Source organism: Moorena producens PAL-8-15-08-1, assembly GCF_001767235.1.
GTDB lineage: Bacteria > Cyanobacteriota > Cyanobacteriia > Cyanobacteriales > Coleofasciculaceae > Moorena > Moorena producens_A.
In genome coordinates, this window is record NZ_CP017599.1 from 2,622,810 (window position 1) to 2,641,427 (window position 18,618).

17 protein-coding genes are annotated in these 18,618 nt (G+C 45.3%); 11 read left to right on the forward strand and 6 right to left on the reverse strand.

Annotated elements, in window-relative coordinates; all coding sequences use genetic code 11:
- The first annotated feature begins 66 nt into the window (after positions 1-66).
- The 4 genes from BJP34_RS09930 (at position 67) to BJP34_RS09945 (ending at position 5,030) form a co-directional block, all read left to right on the forward strand.
- On the forward strand, positions 67-945 hold the full coding sequence (locus tag BJP34_RS09930; RefSeq protein WP_083305080.1) for an HAD family hydrolase: 879 nt from the start codon (positions 67-69) through the stop codon (positions 943-945).
- A 262-nt stretch (positions 946-1,207) separates the two neighbouring features.
- Positions 1,208-3,340: a bifunctional metallophosphatase/5'-nucleotidase gene (locus BJP34_RS09935; protein ID WP_070392208.1), complete on the forward strand. Its 2,133-nt coding sequence runs from the start codon at positions 1,208-1,210 to the stop codon at positions 3,338-3,340.
- 202 nt (positions 3,341-3,542) lie between these two features.
- Positions 3,543-3,884, forward strand: coding sequence for a XisI protein (locus BJP34_RS09940; protein WP_070392209.1), 342 nt, complete (start codon positions 3,543-3,545; stop codon positions 3,882-3,884).
- A gap of 129 nt (positions 3,885-4,013) precedes the next feature.
- The gene (locus BJP34_RS09945; protein ID WP_070392210.1) at positions 4,014-5,030 is read left to right on the forward strand and encodes a formylglycine-generating enzyme family protein; all 1,017 of its coding nucleotides are present in this window, start codon (positions 4,014-4,016) and stop codon (positions 5,028-5,030) included.
- A 114-nt stretch (positions 5,031-5,144) separates the two neighbouring features.
- Here BJP34_RS09945 and BJP34_RS42850 read toward each other — a convergent pair whose 3' ends face one another.
- On the reverse strand, positions 5,145-5,300 hold the full coding sequence (locus tag BJP34_RS42850; RefSeq protein WP_158517110.1) for a hypothetical protein: 156 nt from the start codon (positions 5,298-5,300) through the stop codon (positions 5,145-5,147).
- Positions 5,301-5,807: 507 nt separating this feature from the next.
- Between BJP34_RS42850 and BJP34_RS09950 the strand changes: the two genes are divergently transcribed.
- From BJP34_RS09950 to BJP34_RS42855, 3 genes are all read left to right on the forward strand, one after another.
- Positions 5,808-6,008, forward strand: coding sequence for a hypothetical protein (locus tag BJP34_RS09950; protein WP_070392211.1), 201 nt, complete (start codon positions 5,808-5,810; stop codon positions 6,006-6,008).
- Positions 6,009-6,333: 325 nt separating this feature from the next.
- Positions 6,334-7,308 carry an HAD family hydrolase gene (locus BJP34_RS09955; protein WP_070392212.1) on the forward strand — a complete coding sequence of 325 codons (975 nt, stop codon included), beginning with the start codon at positions 6,334-6,336 and terminating at the stop codon, positions 7,306-7,308.
- A 9-nt stretch (positions 7,309-7,317) separates the two neighbouring features.
- Complete coding sequence (locus BJP34_RS42855; protein ID WP_158517111.1) at positions 7,318-7,581, forward strand: hypothetical protein; 264 nt, start codon at positions 7,318-7,320, stop codon at positions 7,579-7,581.
- A 93-nt stretch (positions 7,582-7,674) separates the two neighbouring features.
- Here BJP34_RS42855 and trpA read toward each other — a convergent pair whose 3' ends face one another.
- From trpA to ndhL, 3 genes are all read right to left on the reverse strand, one after another.
- Entirely contained in the window at positions 7,675-8,472 is a 798-nt protein-coding gene (trpA, locus tag BJP34_RS09960) for a tryptophan synthase subunit alpha (protein WP_070392213.1), read from the reverse strand.
- Positions 8,473-8,509: 37 nt separating this feature from the next.
- A complete protein-coding gene (locus tag BJP34_RS09965; RefSeq protein ID WP_070392214.1) occupies positions 8,510-8,848 on the reverse strand; it encodes a DUF3007 family protein in 339 nt (112 codons plus the stop codon).
- 111 nt (positions 8,849-8,959) lie between these two features.
- Positions 8,960-9,226 carry an NAD(P)H-quinone oxidoreductase subunit L gene (gene ndhL / locus BJP34_RS36475; RefSeq protein WP_267876526.1) on the reverse strand — a complete coding sequence of 89 codons (267 nt, stop codon included), beginning with the start codon at positions 9,224-9,226 and terminating at the stop codon, positions 8,960-8,962.
- 628 nt (positions 9,227-9,854) lie between these two features.
- Between ndhL and BJP34_RS09970 the strand changes: the two genes are divergently transcribed.
- From BJP34_RS09970 to BJP34_RS09980, 3 genes are all read left to right on the forward strand, one after another.
- A complete protein-coding gene (locus BJP34_RS09970) occupies positions 9,855-10,829 on the forward strand; it encodes a DUF4351 domain-containing protein (protein WP_070392215.1) in 975 nt (324 codons plus the stop codon).
- 138 nt (positions 10,830-10,967) lie between these two features.
- A complete protein-coding gene (locus tag BJP34_RS09975; protein WP_070392216.1) occupies positions 10,968-11,954 on the forward strand; it encodes a DUF4351 domain-containing protein in 987 nt (328 codons plus the stop codon).
- A 138-nt stretch (positions 11,955-12,092) separates the two neighbouring features.
- Positions 12,093-13,055: a DUF4351 domain-containing protein gene (locus tag BJP34_RS09980; protein ID WP_070392217.1), complete on the forward strand. Its 963-nt coding sequence runs from the start codon at positions 12,093-12,095 to the stop codon at positions 13,053-13,055.
- 64 nt (positions 13,056-13,119) lie between these two features.
- Here BJP34_RS09980 and BJP34_RS09985 read toward each other — a convergent pair whose 3' ends face one another.
- The gene (locus BJP34_RS09985; RefSeq protein ID WP_070392218.1) at positions 13,120-13,596 is read right to left on the reverse strand and encodes a CYTH domain-containing protein; all 477 of its coding nucleotides are present in this window, start codon (positions 13,594-13,596) and stop codon (positions 13,120-13,122) included.
- A 325-nt stretch (positions 13,597-13,921) separates the two neighbouring features.
- Here BJP34_RS09985 and BJP34_RS42860 point away from each other — a divergent pair, with 325 nt between their 5' ends.
- Positions 13,922-14,071 (forward strand): hypothetical protein, encoded by a 150-nt coding sequence (locus tag BJP34_RS42860; RefSeq protein WP_158517112.1) that lies wholly within the window; start codon positions 13,922-13,924, stop codon positions 14,069-14,071.
- A 175-nt stretch (positions 14,072-14,246) separates the two neighbouring features.
- Here the strand turns inward: BJP34_RS42860 and bchH are convergent, their stop codons facing one another.
- Positions 14,247-18,119, reverse strand: coding sequence for a magnesium chelatase subunit H (gene bchH / locus BJP34_RS09990; RefSeq protein ID WP_070392219.1), 3,873 nt, complete (start codon positions 18,117-18,119; stop codon positions 14,247-14,249).
- Between the last annotated feature and the right edge of the window lie 499 nt (positions 18,120-18,618).

Genomic DNA, 18,618 nt, shown 5'->3' on the forward strand with positions numbered 1-18,618 from the left:
TTTGAGTAAAGATGTTTTTGCTTGGCAAAAACTAATTCAGTCAGTACACCACATAAGTCTTAAATCATGAAAAAAAGAACCTTTGTAGTTTTCTTCTCAATTCTGTTATCAGTCTTTTGCCTAGGAGGCTTTGTGGCATGTCCCCCCGCTGCTGCAGACTTCGAATCTTTATTAGTGTCTTGGAATGACGGTCCGACTAAGACCAAGATTGTTAACTTTGTGGATAATGTTATCAATACCGTTGATCCGAGCGATCGCATTGCTGTTTTCGATAATGATGGAACCCTGTGGACTGAAAAACCAGACTATATTCAGGTGTCATTTATCGAATATTATAGGGGAATAAATCCATCGGTAAATCTTGAAACACCTGATTGTTCAACTGAACCGCAAATAACACCGGAACAGTATAAACAGGAAGCTAGGCAATTTCTGGATACACAAAATCATCCATACCTTGGCTTTCAATACATCCAGCTGACCTTCAAGCCCATGGTTGAACTGGTCAACTATCTCCAAAGTAATGATTTCAAGGTCTATATTTCCTCTGGGGGTGGAACAGATTTCATTCGCTCCTTTGCGGAAGATGCCTACGGTATTCCCCCTGAAAACATCATTGGTACTACCACCAAAGCCGAGTATTGCGACCCAGAAAACGATGGAACTTTTGTCTTGCTCAAGACGAAAATACTGGTGGAACCGATTAACGATGGAAAACGTAAACCAGTGGGAATTGACCGCTACATTGGTAAAAAACCAATTATGGCAGTTGGTAATTCCAGTGGTGATTTACAAATGCTTGACTACACTGATGATCACATTGGTCCAGCTTTAATGATGCTGCTTCACCATGATGATACCCGCGAATGTCCCTATGCTGAGCTTGCTCAGATTGACTGTCCATACGATGATCCTGTTTTTGATGTGGCCAATGATCGTCGTTAGACAGTTATCAGTATGCAAGAGGATTTTGTAACAGTGTTTGGAGAAGAAATCGATCAAGCCCAGACAGCAGATGAATTAGATATCAGTAAAGAGGATTTTTGGGACAGAATAATTCAGGAAGTTACTCGATAAGTAACTGTTGAATTAAACAACTAGCCATGAAAGATAGGATATCGAAGTTTTGTATTGCTTCGGCATCCTATCGCACAAAAAAGAGCAATAACTTGATAGGGTAAACAAGGCACAGATAAGGTATATTTTAATGAATTGGAATCGTATTTGGAAAATAGGGGTAGCAGTTGCGATCGCACTAGTTTTGGCTATCGTTGCCTACCTGGTGATCGCAAAACAGAATCTACCCATCCCCGATCTAGGCTCTACAGGCACCAGTAACCCGGAGCCAGAGGTGGTTGACTCAGATGCAGAGCCTTTTACCCTGCAACTGCTCCATGCTTCAGATTTTGAGGCTGGACTGGCCGCATTGGAAGATGCTCCTCGGTTTTCCGCCGTCCTGAATGCCCTGAAGGAGGACTACCCCAACACCCTTGTCCTCTCCTCTGGAGACAACTACATTCCCAGTCCGTTCCTGTTTGCTGGCAGCGACCCTAGGTTGAACGAGACCCCTGTAGGAGAGGCTAGTATTGGTCATGCCAATATCGAAATCCACAATCAACTCGGTATCCAAGCTTCGAGCTTTGGGAATCATGATTTCGATCTCGGCACCAAGGAAGTGCGGGATATCATTCAACCAGATGGAGCTTACCGTGGGGCGCTGTTTCCCTATCTCAGTGCAAACCTCGATTATAGCACAGACCCTAACCTATCAAGCCTGATCACGGCAAACGGTCAAGAAGTCAGTACTATTCCGGCAGGACAGGTTGCGGGGACTGCAGTGATTACCGTCAATGGTGAGCCAATTGGTATTGTGGGAGCAAGCACACCCCTTCTGCCTACCATCTCTTCCTCTGATGGAGTGACGGTGTTCCCGGAAAATCCCACAGACTATGACGCCCTGGCTGCTAAAATCCAAACTGCGGTGGATGAATTGACCGCTACGGGCATCAACAAGATTATTCTCCTGGCTCACATGCAACAGTTGACCATTGAGCGGGATGAGTTAGCTCCTCGTCTGCGGGATGTAGATATAATCGTGGCGGGAGGCTCTCACACCTTGCTGTCTGATGCCACGGATCGTCTGCGGCTGGGAGATACCAGTGGCGGTTCCTATCCTATTCTCAAAACCAATAGAGATGGAAATGCGATCGCTGTTGTGAACACGGATGCCACCTATAAGTATGTGGGTCGTCTGGTGGTGGACTTTGATGCAAACGGTATCCTGATTCCCAGCAGTATTGACCCCAACATTAGTGGAGCCTACGCCACTGATGATCAAGGAGTTGAAGCGGTAGGAGGGACCCCAGATCCAGAGGTTGTAGAAATTACCAATACCCTCGATGAAGTAATCAGTACTCAGGATAGCAATATTTTTGGCAATACCAAAGTTTTCCTACGGGGCGATCGCGCTTTTGTCCGTACCGAAGAAACTAACCTGGGTAACCTAACCGCTGATGCTAACCTGGCCTATGCCAAAACTGTAGATACTACAACCGTGTTTTCCTTCAAAAATGGGGGTGGCATCCGTTCCAACATCGGGGTAATTAGCGCTGCTAACGGTGGCATCGACCCCAATGACTTTGAACTGTTGCCCCCAGCAGCCAATCCTGAAGTGGGCAAGGAAGAAGGGGAAGTTTCCCAACTCGACATCACAAACTCCCTCCGTTTCAATAATGGAGTTACCCTGTTTACTGTCACAGCGGATCAATTGCTGGAAACCATCGAGGATGCGGTAGCGGCAACAGCTCCGGGTGCGACTCCCGGCCAGTTTCCCCAAGTCGGTCGGCTTAAATTTAGCTTTGATAGCACTCGTCCTGCCAATGATCGGGTTCTGTCTCTGGTTGTCCTGGACGATCAAGACCAAGTTCTCGATGTAGTGGCTCAGAATGGTGAATTAGTGGGGGATCCCAGCCGCACATTTCGTGGTGTTACCATTAGCTACGTGGCTGATGGCGCTCCCTTATCCACCTTCTTGAGTGCCAATCCAGCTTTGTTCCATCGGGTTGATTTCTGGGGTGAGCCGGATAGCAATGGCAATGGGGTTTTAGATGCTGAAGAAGACCTCAACAAAAACGGCATCCGAGATGGTGCCATCCCTGAACCTTTCGATGGTTTTGCCAATTTTGCCTCCTTTGGTTCAGAGCAGGATGCCCTGGCAGAATACCTCCATGAATTCTTCCCCACGGCAGCTAATGCCTTTAATCAGCCTGATACTGACCCAACATTGGACGAGCGGATTCAAAATCTGGCTTTCCGGGAAGATACAGTAATTCCTGAATAACCAAGCATTGCTCAATTAAGGGATGAAATGAGTGGGGTGGGCATCCTGGCCGCCCGAAAATGAAACCCACTGGACTGACACAGCTAAAATGGTGCTTTAAAAAAATCCCTCAATCCCTTGTCAATTAAGGTTTTTACCAAAAATATATTCTACTACTTTAGCTGTGTCAGTCTACTACTCATTATAACGGTTTCCCTTTGTTATGGAAAAATCAGAAAAGTACCGATTAATAATTCGCAAACTATTAACTAATCATGCCACATTAGAAGCGAATAATTCAGATTCAGAGATTGAAGGTCAACTTATTTTTGATACAGAACATGACCATTATCAACTTCTAGATATCGGCTGGGATGGACTCAAACGAGTTTATAACTGTTTCATCCATTTAGATATCAAAGATGGTAGAATTTGGATTCAGCGAAATATGACAGAAGCTGATTTAGCACAAGATTTGGTGGAAATGGGTATACCAAAAGACGATATTATTCTCGGTTTACATCCCAGTTATAAACGTCCTTACACAGGCTATGGAGTGGCTTAGTGATATTCAGCTTATGGGTTATGGGCACGCTACTTGAGCTACCATTGGCCTTTGGTAGGCAACGGCTGATAGCTAAACTGATCGCTGACCGCTTAATGCTTACTTACTAATAGCTTTTCTGACTCAACAATGAAGACTCCTTGGTTAAAATTACTTCTGTTCAAACTTTTCCTCAGTTTCCTGACAGTATGCCTAGTCTTTGGCACTGCCACACCAGTGAAGGCATCTCCCACTGTAAATAGCTGCCCTGAAGGTATGACCTTCATTCCTGGCGGCACTTTCAAGATGGGTTCCGACGTTTACTATCCTTCCGAGCGCTCTGCGGACGATGTTACCGTTGAGAGCTTCTGCATCGATAAATACGAAGTCACTAATGCAGAATTTGCCAAATTTGTCAAGGAAACGGGTTATATTACCGTAGCAGAGCGTCCCCTCTCTTCGGAACAGTTTCCCAACTTAACAGAGGAGCAACGGGCACCTGGTTCCCTAGTCTTTCAGATGCCGGACAATGGTGTTAGACCAGTGGGTTACCTGAGCTGGTGGAAGTGGACTCCTGGGGCTGACTGGCGACATCCCTTTGGTCCGAAGAGCAACATTAAACGTAAAAAGAACTATCCCGTCGTCCATGTTGCCTATGAAGACGTTCAAGCCTATGCTAAGTGGGCAGGGAAGTCAGTACCCACAGAAGCCCAATGGGAATATGCTGCTCACGGTGGACTGGATGATGCTACCTACAGCTGGGGTAAGCAATACTCGGCCAAGAAGGCTAATACCTGGCAAGGATTTTTCCCCTTTTTCAACACTAAAGCTGATGGTCACACCGGCACTGCACCTGTAGGTTCCTTTGAACCAAATGGTTATGGTTTGTATGACATAACTGGTAATGTCTGGGAGTGGACTTCAGATTGGTATAGTATCGGTCACCATGGCAAAGCCCACAGTCTTAATCCTATAGGACCTAATCAAAATGAAAGCTTCGACCCTAGAGAACCGGGTGTTGCTAAACATGTAATTAAAGGCGGGTCTTACTTATGTGCTCCTAACTATTGTAGTCGCTATCGTCCTGCTGCTCGGGAGTCTCAATCACCGGATACAGGAACGACTCACATTGGTTTTCGGTTAGTTAAGGCTGATAAGATTTCCTAAATCTGAAAAAATTATATAGCGTTTATTCAAAGTCCCCCTTTTTAAGGGGGATTTAGGGGGATCCCTTTGTGCCTTATGGGAAAGACAATTGCTATAAAGTTGATTATAGCAATTCTACGACTTGTGAGGTAGAAATTTCTGGTTTTTAGGGAGCAGGGAGCAGGGAGCAGGGAGCAGGGAGCAGGGAGCAGGGAGCAGGGAGCAGGGAGCAGGGAGCAGGGAGCAGGGAGCAGGGAAGTCGGAAGTCGTAAAAAATAATGTGTACCTCATGAGTCCTAGAAACGCTATATTTGCTTCGTTAAGCTGTTCAGCATTTAGATTGGGATACTTAAATTGCTCAAAGGGAACAGCGGATCTGGGAACACCGGATCTGGGAACATAGAAAAACCAATTTAAATGCGCATCAGCTTAAAATCAGACAATCATTAACGGGAATTCGAGGGATAATAACCAGATAAAATGATTGCTATTGTTGGGTAATATCCTTCAATATTATCACAGTAAAAAACGCTCATATACGGCTGTTTTAATAACTATAAAGTACACATAATTTTCTCTTTATTCCCTGTTCCCTGTTCCCTGTTCCCTGTTCCCTGTTCCCTAAAACAAAAAATTTGTACCTAACTGAATTGCAAACCGCTTTATACTTTATAAATCCTATGCAATAGCTTTTTTTAACGAACCCTAAAACTCCAAAAAAAAACTTTTTAAAACCCTTGACAATTTAAATTATAATCATTACAATAATCAATATAAACTAAGTTGAACTTTATCACGATGTCAGAAACCTTTACTCGCAATTTCAAGAAACAACCTACTCAGCACACTCTGAAAGGTTCTCGTCAATCAGTAATTGAGAGTATGCAGATGCTGTATGCCCTAGGCTATGCCGAAATTGCCGAATGGACTCCTCTGGAACCGACTAATATTCCAGGTGAAGTAATGACGACTATGACCAAGTATTGGTTATTGCCATAACACCTTAACTTTCTGGGGGGGTTTCCCCCCTTCACCAAGGGTTTTGGAAACTTCTGACATATGTGATTGACATAGCCGTGGATAGTATTTCTACGGCTATTTTTTTTGTACGTATATGCGCTGCGCACGCTGCGCGAACAGCAATCAGCTGACTGTAAATGTAAAAACCTACTCCCTCGGTGGGCTAATGCACGTCAACTTTTGCCTCTAGCATGCATGCCTTTTGCCTTGGGCGTAGCGCTTATTGACAATATCGGTTTGCTCGGTAAAAATAGCCTTGTTTGCCTTGAAGCGGATCAGCAATTACACCCGAAAAGCCTTAATCATGAAAAAAAGAACGTTCTTAGTTTTCCTGTCGATTCTCTTATCAGTGTTTTGCCTAGGAGGCTTTCTGGGATGTCCCCCTGCTGCTGCGGACTATGACCCCTTACTGTCTTGGAATGCCGGTGCGGCTAAGCAAGGGATTTTTGACTTTGTGCAAGAGGTTACCAATCCCAACAGTGATAACTACGTTCGTCCTAGCAGACGCATCGCGGTCTTTGATAATGATGGAACCCTGTGGAATGAAAAACCCAAAGATATTTACGAGTCATTTCTCATAGATATGCTAGGTAATGCCTTTTCAAGTAAAAATGATGCAATCTTTGAAGACCTCAAACTCCAGGGATTAACACCGGAAGACTATAAACAGAAGGCGAGGTTCTTTGTGGATAATTCAAAGCATCCAGACTTGGGAGTTCCATACATAAAGGTCACTTACCAGCCCATGGTTGAATTGCTTAATTATCTCAGGAGTAATGATTTCAAGGTTTATATTTGTTCTGGGGCGGGACTTGATTTCATTCGCTCCTATGCCGAAGATACCTACGGTGTTCCCCCTGAAAATATTATTGGTACGACGGTCCAAACTAAGTTTATTACCAAAGACGACGGCTCTCATGTCTTGGTTAAGACACCAATACTGGTCAAACCGATTAATAATAACGAAGGTAAAGTAGTGGACATTGACCGCTACATTGGTAAAAAACCAATTATGACAGTTGGTAATTCCGATGGTGATTTAGAAATGCTTCAGTACACTGACGAGCAAGACGGTCCAGCTTTGATGATGCTGGTTCACCACGATGATCCCCGGGAATATGTCTACGATACAGGTGCGGAGAATGCTCTTCGGGAGGCCGACGCTCGTGGTTGGACAGTTATCAGTATGAAAGAGGATTTCGTTACAGTGTTTGGAAACGAAATTGATATAGCAAAGGGAACAGGGAACAGGGAACAGGGAACAGGGAACAGGGAGTAGGAAGTAGCGATGCAGCGCGGTCTTGGGGGAAACCCCCATCAGCGACTGTATCAAGACGGGAGTAGGGAATATGGCATCAAAATTCTCTCAATTCCTACACGGATTGCTATAAATCCCACAGGACTTACGCATTTGCCCCCGTTGGTCCCCCAATTCTGGGGGACTTTGACATCATTACCCCCCAGAATTGGGGGGCTAGGGGGGCGAAATCAAGTTAACCGCGTAAGTCCTGTCCCAGAAAGAATTTCAATCCGAGAACCCATCTGGATATGAAACAGAATCTAAATACGAAGGATTAATGCGCTCAGTAGTTTCTGATTCGTATCCTAGACAGTAAATGCCAAGCCCTACTTACTAATGATGGCTTCACTCCCTAATGGCTAATTTCAGGCTTTGGCAAAAGTCCCCAATGGCTGACAAGCCTTCTGATGGCGTCCCATCTGCCAAACGCTTTACGATAGCGCTACCCACAATCACGGCATCTGCCCCCCAATCTTTGACCTGCTTAGCTTGTTCTGGCTGGGAGATCCCAAAGCCAACCCCGATTGGCTTATCAGTGAGACCACGCATCTGATTGAGTAAGTCTTTTACCCGTGATTGCAGCTGAGTTCTCATCCCGGTGACACCGGTAACACTGACTAGGTAAATAAAGCCCTGAGACTGTTTAGCGATCGCTTCAATCCGTTCTGTTGGTGAAGTTGGTGCCACTAACAATATCACTTCAATCCCAAGCTCTGCTGCGGGTTTCAGCAAGATTTCAGCTTCTTCCAGGGGTAAGTCAGGCACCACTAACCCTTTCGCCCCCACTTGAGCAATCTGCTCTAAGAAGGAATTAATCCCTCGGTTGAGAATGGGATTGTAGTAGGTAAATAGGACAATTGGCGCTTGTATCTCTGGGCTAACGTCCTTGACCATTGCCAGCACATCATCCAACTGCACACCTTTTTGTAATGCTCTAGTCGCAGCAGCATGGATAGTTGGACCATCGGCCAAGGGGTCGGAATAGGGTACTCCCAGTTCAATGATGTCAGCACCGGATTGGTCGAGTACCCGCAAGGCTTTGGCTGTGGTTTCTAAATCGGGATCCCCAGCGGTAATAAAAGGAATCAGAGCACACTGGGAGTTAGATCTCAGGGATCCGAAGCAATCGGAAATTTTTGTCATTGGTCATTCGTCAACTAGTTTTGCCCTGCCCCCCTGGTTAAGGGGATATGGAGGAATCGTCCTGTGCTTTGGTCAAACGCTTTTCCTGTTCCACCTCTGCTTGGAGTTGGGCAAGTTCTTCTGGTGTCATTTCTTCGAGTCGCTTTTGCAGGACAGCATCTTTATAGTCTTTCACCTGCTGGTTATAGGTCATGGTTTGGGTCAGGGCTCGAAACAGGTAGGTTAGCACCCACCCAACTAACCCCCCAACCAAGAGGACTTGACTCCAAATCCCGGCTTGGATTTGATCGTACCCAGCGAGCTGAAAGATCAAGTAGGCTATGCCGCCAGCAGCAAAGATACCAAGGGCAATTCCAATCGCGTCAATTCGTCGCATGAATTACTATAGCAAAGGGAACAGGGAACAGGGAACAGGGAACAGGGAGCAGGGAACAAAAATTCTCACAATTCATTTAGGTACCCTATAATGATCGCTTATGTGACTGACTTACCCTTGTGGCTGACGCCGCTTGGGGCGGAGGTTTAAGATTGGACTGAAGAGTAATAAACCTGGAAAGAATAAGAAGACCATGAAGTACATGAAGCCCCGCTCGAAGGAGCTAGCAACGTACCACCGTTTCTGTAGGTAGAGATAGATGGCGAGAGGGAATACCAATAAGTAGGCTCCTGCCAGAGACAGGTATAGTATCGCAGTAATCATAGAATTTTGGTTTAGGACACAGAAGACAAAAATGCGTTCGCGTAGCGTGACCATTTGCTTCGCTTAGCGTGGCCCAAAGGCCAAGGTCAATCGCTCAACCCTACTATACTACCTTAGGTCGAACATGCTGCCCTGTGTTCCCCCAGAGGCAGACTTTGCCCCATCCTAAAAATTTCAAAAATTTCAATACTATACTTGCATAGTAGGCTCAGTTCATGGTTAAATAGAATACAGTGAAATCACAGTGGTTGATGGGTAAACAAAAACCCAAAGCTATGTGATATCAACCAGGGGGCGTGGCGGAATGGTAGACGCTACGGACTTAAGGAAATTGAGCACTGATGGAGAAATCTGTCATGTGAATGCTCTCAAATTCAGGGAAACCTAAGTCTGGTAACAGATAAGGCAATCCTGAGCCAAGCCGGGAAAACCTCTCGGAAGGTGCAGAGACTCGACGGGAGCTACCCTAACGTTAAGCCGAGGGTAAAGGGAGAGTCCAATTCTCAAGAGCCAGCTATGGTAGTAGCGAAAGCTACGGGAGAATGAAAATCCGTTGACCTTAAACGGTCGTGTGGGTTCAAGTCCCACCGCCCCCATATTTACTTACGACAGAGATATTTTCAGAGCAGGGAAACAGGGTTTGGTGATTAATTAGATTAATCAGCCGAACAAGAGGAAATTAATGATTAACCCAGCAGCGGACTATGATTCCCCCTGGAAAGACACCCTGGAATGGTACTTTGAGCCCTTCATTGCCCTATGCTTTGCCCACATTCATAGTCAAATCAATTGGTCTCGTCCCAGTGAGTTCCTCGACAAAGAACTGCAAAAGGTGGTGCGAGACGCGGAAGTAGGACGTCGATGGGCTGACAAACTGGTTAAGGTCTGGCTCAACAATGGTCAAGAAACCTGGATTCTAATTCATGTGGAAGTCCAAGGGGAAAAACAGACGGAGTTTGCTAAACGGATGTACACCTACCATCATCGGATTAGCGGACGCTACAATCGACCGGTTGCTAGTTTAGCAGTCTTGAGTGATGCTAACCCCCAGTGGCGACCAACCCAATACAGTAGCGAAATCTTCGGCTGTAAAATCCAGTTCAATTTTTTGATGGTGAAACTGCTAGACTACAAACAGCAGTGGCCAGAATTAGAACAAAGTGCCAATCCCTTTGCCACGGTCATCATGGCTCACCTGAAAGCGGTTGATACTCGCAGTGATGGCCAGCAACGGAAAATCTGGAAAATGGCTCTGACCAGACGATTGTACCAGCAAGGGTATCAGCGACAAGACATTTTAAACTTATATCACTTCATTGATTGGGTAATGCACTTACCCGAAGCACTAGAACAAACCTTTCGTGAAGAACTTAACCAGTACGAACAGGAGGTCAACATGAAGTATGTCACGAGTATCGAAAGGTTGGGAATTAAGCAAGGTCGTCAGGAAGGTATTTTAGAAGGTCGTCAGGAAGAAGCTGAGCGACTGCTACTACGATTGCTTCACAGGCGCTTTGGAGACCTATCCCCTGAAATTCAAGCTCGTGTGAAGGGGTTGAGTGTCGAAAAGTTAGAACAGTTAATGGATGTGGCCATCGATGTAGAATCTGTTGAGCAATTAGCAGACCATCTGCCAGCGCCCGAAGCGGCTAATTAAAACGCTGATTAAAACCAGGACTGATATGTCCTGTATCTATTCTGAAGGGTTAATCACAATTAATCCTTCACTATTTGATGACCAGGGAAACAGGGTTTGGTGATTAATTAGATGAATCAGCCGAACTAGAGGAAATTAATGATTAACCCAGCAGCGGACTATGATTCCCCCTGGAAAGACACCCTGGAATGGTACTTTGAGCCCTTCATTGCCCTGTGTTTTGCCCACATTCATAGTCAAATCAACTGGTCTCGCCCCTGTGAATTCTTAGACAAAGAACTGCAAAAGGTGGTGCGAGACGCGGAAGTAGGACGTCGATGGGCTGACAAACTGGTTAAGGTCTGGCTCAACAATGGTCAAGAAACCTGGATTCTAATTCATGTGGAAGTCCAAGGGGAAAAACAGACGGAGTTTGCTAAACGGATGTACACCTACCATCATCGGATTAGCGGACGCTACAATCGACCGGTTGCTAGTTTAGCAGTCTTGAGTGATGCTAACCCCCAGTGGCGACCAACCCAATACAGTAGCGAAATCTTCGGCTGTAAAATCCAGTTCAATTTTTTGATGGTGAAACTGCTAGACTACAAACAGCAGTGGCCAGAATTAGAACAAAGTGCCAATCCCTTTGCCACGGTAATCATGGCTCACCTGAAAGCAGTTGATACTCGCAGTGATGGCCAGCAACGAAAAATTTGGAAAATGGCTCTGACCAGACGATTGTACGAGCAAGGGTATCAGCGGCAAGACATCCTAAACTTGTATCACTTCATTGACTGGGTAATGCACTTACCCGAAGCACTAGAACAAGCCTTTCGTGAAGAAGTTAACCAGTACGAACAGGAGGTCAACATGAAGTATGTCACGAGTATCGAAAGGTTGGGCATTAAGCAAGGTCGTCAGGAAGGTATTTTAGAAGGTCGTCAAGAAGGTCTTCAGGAAGGAGCTGAGCGACTGCTGCTACGATTGCTTCAAAGGCGCTTTGGAGAGTTATCCCCTGAGATTCAAGCTCGTGTGAAGGGGTTGAGTGTCGAAAAATTAGAACAGTTAATGGATGTGGCCATTGATGTAGAATCTCTTGAGCAATTAGCAGACCATCTGCCAGCACCCGAAGCGGCTAATTAAAACGCTGATTAAAACCAGGACTGATATGTCCTGTATCTATTCTGAAGGGTTAATTGTGATTAACCCTTCACTATTTTTTGAGCAGGGAAACAGGGTTTGGTGATTAATTAGATTAATCAGCCGAACTACAGAAAATTAATGATTAACCCAGCAGCGGACTATGATTCCCCCTGGAAAGACACCCTGGAATGGTACTTTGAGCCCTTCATTGCCCTATGCTTTGCCCACATTCATAGTCAAATCAATTGGTCTCGTCCAAGTGAATTCCTCGACAAAGAACTGCAAAAGGTGGTGCGAGACGCGGAAGTAGGACGTCGATGGGCTGACAAACTGGTTAAGGTCTGGCTCAACAATGGTCAAGAAACTTGGATTCTAATTCATGTGGAAGTCCAAGGGGAAAAACAGACGGAGTTTGCTAAACGGATGTACACCTACCATCATCGGATTAGCGGACGCTACAATCGACCGGTTGCTAGTTTAGCAGTCTTGAGTGATGCTAACCCCCAGTGGCGACCAACCCAATACAGTAGCGAAATCTTCGGCTGTAAAATCCAGTTCAATTTTTTGATGGTGAAACTGCTAGACTACAAACAGCAGTGGCCAGAATTAGAACAAAGTGCCAATCCCTTTGCCACGGTGATCATGGCTCACCTGAAAGCAGTTGATACTCGTAGTGATGGCCAGCAACGGAAAATCTGGAAAATGGCTCTGACCAGACGATTGTACCAGCAAGGGTATCAGCGACAAGACATCCTAAACTTGTATCACTTCATTGACTGGGTAATGCACTTACCTGAAGGACTAGAACAAGCATTTAATCAAGAACTTAACCAGTACGAACAGGAGCTCAACATGAAGTATGTCACGAGTATCGAAAGGTTGGGAATTAAGCAAGGTCGTCAAGAAGGTCGTCAGGAAGGAGCTGAGCGACTGCTGCTACGATTGCTTAACAGGCGCTTTGGAGACCTATCCCCTGAAATTCAAGCTCGTGTGAAGGGGTTGAGTGTCGAAAAATTAGAACAGTTAATGGATCTGGCCATCGATGTAGAATCTCTTGAGCAATTAGCAGACCATCTGCCAGCACCCGAAGCGGCTAATTAAAATAACTCCTGATAGAGAAGTACAAATTCTCTTCCCCCATACCCCACACCCCACACCCTATAGCCTAGATTCTGTGTAACCATTGAGTATAGGGATGCTGAACTAAATTGGAGTTGAAGTATCTCGGATCATCAGAGACTTCAACTCCAATCCATTCTGGTAGTTCAATGTCCTGATTTTCATCAGTGAGTTCAACTTCTGCCAAAATTAATCCTTGATTATCCCCAGCAAACTCATCCACTTCCCAAATCAAGCCAGCGTGTTCAATTTTATAACGAGTTTTCTCAATTAAGGGACCCTGGCACAAAGTATCGAGCATTTCTTGAGCATCCGAGCCTGGGATAGGATACTCATACTCTTTTCTAGAAAAACCCACCTTGGGACTTTTGATAGTAAGATATCCTTGATCTCCCACCAGGCGCACCCGGACAGTAGTGCGGTTAGTTGTACGAATGTAACCTTGGCGATAAACACTACCAGTGCCTAGTTTCCGCCACTCTTCGCCTTTAACTAGAAATTTGCGTTCAATTTCCGTTGCCATGGGTACAAAGTATAGTGTGTATAGTGTTTATAGGTATTATTAGTCAATGGTTAATTTAAAATTAACCATTGTTCATTAACTATTGTTGATTGTCAATTTTAAAATCAGAGCAAATCCGAACTATTCGGCTTATTGCTATAGTAATAAAAAACTTTATAATCTTGCCTATTTAGTTAGCGATCGCTTCATATTAAACTACCAGACTTAATCCGGATTCTTTTATTGTCCCAAGAAATATAAAAATAGAGAGCCAATTTCGTAGAGTTCCTCTATGAGTAAATCTACGGTGCGGCTAATGTAAGTAAAATTATCAGGATAAACATCGATGTCCCAACAATCAACAAGCCAAAATAGTGGAGCAGCAGCATTAATTGATGAAATGAAAAAATTTGCCAAATTAGCTGAAGAGTTAGAAAAGCAAACTAAAGACTCTAGCGAACAAGGCTATTCAGGCAAAGGCCATAAAATCTGGTGAACGAGTATAGTTAGGATAAAATAACTATACTCACACTCTTATTGATTGGCTAAACGGATGTAGGGTAAACGAGGGTAGGGTCAACGAGTAAGTTAAAGATTTTCAGGTTTAGGAATCGGGATGACTACGAGCAAGATTTTCACCCGATTCCCACACTCGGTCACCCCACACTCTCTTATCCTACAGCCGTCACGCCTTCAATCTCCTGATCGGCGAGATCATATAACTCCCGTAACTTCTGTAAGGTTTCGTGATCCGGTTCCCAGAATCCTCGTCCATTTGCCTCTAACATCCGGCCTACAATATTGCGAAATGCCTCAGGATTTGCCTGTTGCAACCTCTTGGCCATTTCTTCATCCAAGGCATAAGTATCTGCTGCTTGGTCATACACCCAGTTATCTTGAAAATCAGCTGTACCCCCCCAACCAATCAATGCTGTCATCCGTTGGGAAATCTCATAAGCTCCCCCAGACCCCTGATTGGCCATCGCCTCAGCCCACTTGGGATTGAGTAACTTTGTCCGATACTCCAATCGCAACAAATCCTCTAGCTTCCGGGGTGTAGTATCCTTTGAGAAACTTTCCACAAAACTGGCATTAACGGTCTTACCCCCTTGCTTTTCGGCTGCTCGCTTCAAGCCTCCAGTATTAGCATAGTATTCTTGAATATCCGTCAGCCCATATTCGACAGAATCAATTTCCTGGACTATACGACTGGTGCTTTTTAGCAGCTGCTCCATCACTTCCGGACGGGCTTGACCTTTATCTTGCCGTCCATAACTAAATACATTGCGGCTTTGCCATGTATTCGCTAATTCATCTCCCGATTCCCAATTACCATCGACTACTTGGTCATTTACCAGAGAACCATAATCCCCGGCTGGATTAGAAAACAACCGAGCAGAAACATTGTCTACCCCTTGCGATCGCAACGCTAACCCATGCTTGCGGATAAAATTCTCTTCCTCCGGTTCATCTGCTTCAGTCGCCCTACGGAACAAATCATCCAGCAGCTCAACAATATTGACAAAACTATCCCGAAAAATCCCTGAGAGATTTGCCAACACATCAATTCTAGGATGACCTACCTCAGCCAAGGGCATCAAATCATACCGTACAATCCGTCCCGTTCCCTCTTTTACAGGTACTGCACCTACTAACTCCAATAAAATCCCCAAGGACTCCCCACGAGTCTTGATCGCATCCAATCCCCATAGCATTACCGCAACAGTTTCCGGATACTCCTGATGTTCCTCAAGATGCTGGGCAATAATTTTCCTGGCCACCTCCCTGCCCCGTTCATAAGCTGCCGGAGAGGGCATCCGATAAGGGTCCAAAGCGTGAATATTCCGTCCTGTTGGCAAAACCCCAGGACCATCCCGCAACAAATCCCCCCCAGGAGCCGGAGGAATATACTCCCCATTCAACCCCCGCAACAAATTGCTCAACTCTTCCCCAGTCTGCATCAACAACTCACCAATCCGTAACGCCTCCTCAACCTTCTCATCCTCGACCTGTTCACGTGCTTCTGGTGTTTGGGATTCAAATTCTCCATCGACAATGGCTTTAACCATTGCTTCCGGGACATCCTCCCCAAAATAAGCCCGGAGGTAAGACCCTAACTGTTCCGAATCAGGCACTTGACCTAGAGTGTGCAGCCCAGAGGAAAACAACCGTTGTTCCACCACTAGCAGGTAGTTGTACAACTTAACAAGATAGCGATTAAATGAATCAGCACTAAACATCTGGGCATTCTCTGGACTGAAAGCAATTCCCAAGCCCTTAGCATCCTCAAAGGGACAATCGGTATCTAACCCACTATCGATAATCTTTTTACAAATTGCTTCTTTCAAGGCATAGTTCTTTTCAGGATCCTCCCGATACTCCGAGATTAAATCCCGTAGCACGACCAACTCCTTATACAAACCAGCCCGACCATAAGGGGGTACATTATGGGAAATCAACACCCCATAACCGCGACGCTTGGCCAACATTGACTCTGAAGGATTATTGGCAGCATAGATATATAGATTTGGGATATTTCCTAGCAAAATATCCGACCAAGAATACCCCGTATTCCCCAGGGGTGAACCAGGTAACCATTCTACGGTGCCATGCATGCCAAAATGCACCACCGCATGGGCATCAAAATCATTCTGTAACCACTTATAAAAGGCAGTGTACTGGGGATGTGGGGTCAAGTCTCGCTCAAACATCAGCCGCATCGGGTCTCCAGAAATACCCAGGGGTGGTTGTACCCCAATCCAGACATTTCCTAACTCAATCCCACCAATCTCGAACTCATCCCCATTGGTTTTTATTCCTGTACCAGTCAAGGATTGCCACTGTTTTTCAATACGGGTAGTTAGCAAGTAGCCTAGCCATTCTTGTAGGGTTTTAACGTTAACTGTGGTTGCTGGTTGGTGGTTGCTAGTTGCTGGTTGAAGGTTGAAAGTTGAAGGTTGAAGGTTACTAGTTGAAGGTTGCTGGTTGGTGGTTGAAGGTTGCTGGTTAGAACATTTACCATTCGACCGCTCGTCTGCTGCTTTCACCCAGCGGATTAGTTCTTCCCCATCTTCTGGTAATTCCCCAACAGTGTAACCTTGTTCCTTTAGAGCGTGGAGGAATTTAAGAAGCGATCGCGGTACATTCAATAAGGCTGCTGTTCCTGTTGCTCCATACCCAGGAGGGAAACCATAGAGAATAATCGCAATTCGTCTTTGGTCTGGTGGGGTTTGTCTGAGTTGAATCCAACGCTTGACCCGTCCAGTCAGTCGTTTAACTCGTTCGGGAATCAGATAAATATTTTCTCCGACTAAACCACCTAGGGGTACAGTATCAATTGCTCCATCCAATTCCGGCAATGCATATAAAACGACACTTTGCAACCCCCCAATGCCTTGTCTTGTCCAAGAGTAAATATCTTGAATCAGTAGGGGTGCAGCAATAGTATAAGGGACATTCTTAGCAGTGAGAATACGTTTCGCTACAGCAACCTGTCTTCCTGCCTCCATAGAACCAGCTGGACCCCCTACCAACGGGAAACCGATGGTAGACACAATGGCATCAACTTCTACAGCGTCTTTAGACAGGGAAGGAGTTTCCACGTTATCCAGTTGCCGCTGTTGGGTTTCATAAGCAGATGTCATCCAATCTCGCACGGCTACATGACCTTCTACACCATTGATAAAGATGGGTAAAGGAGTTAATCCAGCTTCCTCAAAGTAGCGAATTAACTGGGGAATATAAGGTTGTTTTGTAACTACGTGTTTCCGATAAAGCAGAATCCCGACAACAGGGTTTTCTCTAAGGTTGTGTTGAGAAGCTAGCGGGCTGGTAGGGCTTTGCCCAATAAGGTTTAATTGTTTAAGTTTGAAGCTTTGGTACCATTCTAGGTATTGTCGTGGGGATTCAAAATACCCGTCGTAGTCCGGATGGAGTAGCCCCATGTTTGGAGTTTCCACTGGTGGCGGAATTTCTCCCACTGTCAGATCTAAGTATTTCTCTGCCAAGGTCCAGAACATAGATGCCACATTGTCTGAGCCACCAGCATTCCAGTAACCGTAGATAATTAGCCAATTGCGCAAGTCTTGGACTTTTCTGGCAGGAATATATTTCAGCAGCTTCGGACCAATTTTCAAAAAGCTGATATAACCGGCTAAGCGGTCTTCTTCTCGCCCGTTGCTGAATTTGTCCAGGATGAATTTTACTGGCTTGGGCATCCCCTTGGGTTTATCCCCAATTTTGAACTGACCAATTTGAGTCAGGCTGATCAGTTCTAGAGCTGACTCGAATACCAAGCGGATGGGAATGTGTTGAATGCGATCGCGTAACCATAACACTTGGTCATAATCGAATAGTAGACTCCCGAAGAAGACTTGGGCATCTTGGAGGGCAGCGTCTACAGTATCAGGGTTGGCAGTGATTTCGCGATCGCTAAATACTCTAATATCCAGTTCCGGACAGCGTATGGTGGCCAACTCAGCAGCTTTGCGGTACAAGTCAGCGTTGAAGGATTCAAATCCTGCTATCAGTACAATGCGTTTCATGGAACCAGCTCGAAATAATTCTTTACACTTCGATCATATTTGATCATAATCGTACTGATCGGCTAACCCTCCCAGTGGCCTTACGTCAGTAGTGCTATTATTGATAATTATTACTAATTATACTTCGGCGCAGTTGTCGGCAACTGCGGACAATAGAACTTTGGACAAGGGAAAAATACTTGACGAAAACAGTATCAAAAAGCGCTGCATTGCTGAGCCGAAGTTGCCTATTTTTATTAGTTTCATTTCTATATTTCAACTAACAATGCTGTAGTTGACGATTCCCCATAAGCCATTACCAAAAATACCAGGACTATTTGGTAACTGATGTAAGCATTCAGCTATCAGCTAATGCGCTACTTGAGATGCTACTTGAGGTGCTATCAGCCAAAAGCGCTGTAGCCACGCTACCGGAACAGTTTATGCCCATAGCCAACGCTACACCGAACAGCTTTTCAATAAAATAAGCTGACGGCACCTCAAGTAGCGTGAGCCAAAG

What these genes read in the sequence shown, in the direction of transcription:
- BJP34_RS09930 (WP_083305080.1), top strand. Translation starts at nt 67, where the DNA reads ATGAAAAAAAGAACCTTTGTAGTTTTCTTCTCAATTCTGTTATCAGTC.
- BJP34_RS09935 (WP_070392208.1), top strand. Translation starts at nt 1,208, where the DNA reads ATGAATTGGAATCGTATTTGGAAAATAGGGGTAGCAGTTGCGATCGCA.
- BJP34_RS09940 (WP_070392209.1), top strand. Translation starts at nt 3,543, where the DNA reads ATGGAAAAATCAGAAAAGTACCGATTAATAATTCGCAAACTATTAACT.
- BJP34_RS09945 (WP_070392210.1), top strand. Translation starts at nt 4,014, where the DNA reads ATGAAGACTCCTTGGTTAAAATTACTTCTGTTCAAACTTTTCCTCAGT.
- BJP34_RS42850 (WP_158517110.1), bottom strand. Translation starts at nt 5,300, where the DNA reads ATGAGGTACACATTATTTTTTACGACTTCCGACTTCCCTGCTCCCTGC.
- BJP34_RS09950 (WP_070392211.1), top strand. Translation starts at nt 5,808, where the DNA reads ATGTCAGAAACCTTTACTCGCAATTTCAAGAAACAACCTACTCAGCAC.
- BJP34_RS09955 (WP_070392212.1), top strand. Translation starts at nt 6,334, where the DNA reads ATGAAAAAAAGAACGTTCTTAGTTTTCCTGTCGATTCTCTTATCAGTG.
- BJP34_RS42855 (WP_158517111.1), top strand. Translation starts at nt 7,318, where the DNA reads ATGCAGCGCGGTCTTGGGGGAAACCCCCATCAGCGACTGTATCAAGAC.
- trpA (WP_070392213.1), bottom strand. Translation starts at nt 8,472, where the DNA reads ATGACAAAAATTTCCGATTGCTTCGGATCCCTGAGATCTAACTCCCAG.
- BJP34_RS09965 (WP_070392214.1), bottom strand. Translation starts at nt 8,848, where the DNA reads ATGCGACGAATTGACGCGATTGGAATTGCCCTTGGTATCTTTGCTGCT.
- ndhL (WP_267876526.1), bottom strand. Translation starts at nt 9,226, where the DNA reads ATGGTCACGCTACGCGAACGCATTTTTGTCTTCTGTGTCCTAAACCAA.
- BJP34_RS09970 (WP_070392215.1), top strand. Translation starts at nt 9,855, where the DNA reads ATGATTAACCCAGCAGCGGACTATGATTCCCCCTGGAAAGACACCCTG.
- BJP34_RS09975 (WP_070392216.1), top strand. Translation starts at nt 10,968, where the DNA reads ATGATTAACCCAGCAGCGGACTATGATTCCCCCTGGAAAGACACCCTG.
- BJP34_RS09980 (WP_070392217.1), top strand. Translation starts at nt 12,093, where the DNA reads ATGATTAACCCAGCAGCGGACTATGATTCCCCCTGGAAAGACACCCTG.
- BJP34_RS09985 (WP_070392218.1), bottom strand. Translation starts at nt 13,596, where the DNA reads ATGGCAACGGAAATTGAACGCAAATTTCTAGTTAAAGGCGAAGAGTGG.
- BJP34_RS42860 (WP_158517112.1), top strand. Translation starts at nt 13,922, where the DNA reads ATGTCCCAACAATCAACAAGCCAAAATAGTGGAGCAGCAGCATTAATT.
- bchH (WP_070392219.1), bottom strand. Translation starts at nt 18,119, where the DNA reads ATGAAACGCATTGTACTGATAGCAGGATTTGAATCCTTCAACGCTGAC.